The 1,170-nt window shown below is 66.4% G+C and carries 1 pseudogene; it reads right to left on the bottom strand.

Annotated elements, in window-relative coordinates:
* Positions 1 to 1,164: pseudogene (locus ACFOWB_RS26720) on the bottom strand (IS3 family transposase); the annotation flags it as partial.
* Positions 1,165 to 1,170: the final 6 nt, after the last annotated feature.

Genomic DNA, 1,170 nt, shown 5'->3' with positions numbered 1-1,170 from the left:
ACGGTTGGCGTGGCCGGCGGAGCTGGTCGGGGTTGCGCAGCCGGCCATAGCGCGACCTCCGGCGCAGGCGGCCTGTAGCCAAGCGACGAGTGCGGGCGGACAGCGTTGTAATGCCGCCGCCAACCTTCGATCACGGCCTTGGCCTCGGCGAGCGAGTAGAAGATCTCGCCGTTGAGAAGCTCGTCCCGCAGCCGGGCGTTGAAGCTCTCGCAGTAGCCATTCTCCCAAGGACTGCCTGGCTCGATGAAGGCGGTTCGAGAGCCGACGGCCGCGATCCATTCACGGACGGCCTTGGCCGCGAACTCTGGACCGTTGTCCGACCTGATGTGGACCGGCGCGCCGCGCAGGATGAACAGGTCCGACAGAACGTCGATCACGTCGGTCGACCGGAGCCTCCGCCCGATCCGGATCGCCAGGCATTCGCGTGTGAACTGGCTGCGCCGACCTTCGGTTCGTCGATCACGTTGAGCATCCTGAACTTACGGCCGTCATGCGTGCGATCCTCGACGAAGTCGTAGGACCAGACGTGGTTCGGCCGTTCAGGCCGCAGCCGGACACATGAGCCGTCGTTGAGCCAGAGCCGCCCGCGCCTGGGCTGCTTCACCGGAACCTTCAGCCCCTCCCGTCTCCAGATCCGTTCGACGCGCTTCAGGTTCACGCTCCAGCCGGCGGAGCGCAGCAGAGCCGCGATCCGCCTGTAGCCGTAACGGCCATACTGGACAGCCAGCGCCACGATATCGGCGGTCAGCGCCGCTTCGTTGTCAGGCCGGGTCGGGATCTTCCGCTGCGTCGATCGGTGCTGGCCGAGCACGAGGCAGGCACGGCGCTCCGTCACGCCGAGCTTGCTCACCACACGGTCCACGCAGTCCCGGCGACGGGCGGGGCTGATCAGTTTCCCCTGGCCGCCTCCGCCAGGATCATCTTGTCGAGCGTCAGGTCCGACACCGCTCGTCGAAGCCGGGCATTCTCCGCCTCGAGCTCCTTCAGGCGTTTCACTTGATCGCCCTTCAGCCCGCCATACTCGGTGCGCCAGCGATAGAACGTCACTTCGGTCACGCCGATCGAACGGATCGCTTCCGCCACCGGTCGACCTTGCGCGGTCAGAACCTCCACCTGCCGCAGCTTCGCGACGATCTCTTCAGGCGCGTGCCTCTTCCTCGGCATCAAGCA

The organism is Chenggangzhangella methanolivorans (genome assembly GCF_042648545.1).
GTDB lineage: Bacteria > Pseudomonadota > Alphaproteobacteria > Rhizobiales > Methylopilaceae > Methylopila > Methylopila methanolivorans.
The sequence above is the reverse complement of the archived record's forward strand: the minus strand, read 5'-3'. Positions and strand labels throughout refer to the sequence as shown.